This window comes from Pseudomonas sp. SIMBA_068 (assembly GCF_046534705.1).
Classification (GTDB): Bacteria; Pseudomonadota; Gammaproteobacteria; order Pseudomonadales; family Pseudomonadaceae; genus Aquipseudomonas; species Aquipseudomonas putida.
Genome location: NZ_JAWRYI010001118.1, coordinates 1 through 252, shown reverse-complemented (window position 1 = coordinate 252; position 252 = coordinate 1). Strand labels below are relative to the sequence as shown.

Here is a 252-nt window from a genome sequence, read left to right as displayed (position 1 = left end):
CAAAACATCCCGCATAAAACGGGAACGACACCGCGCCAGCCAAAGATAAACAAGATTGACAGCATTACGCACAGTGGCATCCACGCCAGAAAGATATAACTGGAATGGATAATGGCAAGTGGCGAAATAAAACGGGATAGCTGAATAAGTACCACGGTGAGCGTAAACGCTAGTGTGAATATCTTGATATTTTTTATCAGGTTATGCTCCACAAACATGAGTACACTACTCTCACTGATCGGGGTTTTCAGG

At 44.0% G+C, this 252-nt stretch carries 1 protein-coding gene; it reads right to left on the bottom strand.

Annotation, left to right across the window (positions count from 1 at the left end; all coding sequences use genetic code 11):
* Positions 1–218, bottom strand: a 218-nt coding sequence (locus tag SB756_RS32970) for an MASE1 domain-containing protein (protein WP_208486308.1), incomplete at its 3' end; no start/stop codon positions are given.
* Between the last annotated feature and the right edge of the window lie 34 nt (positions 219–252).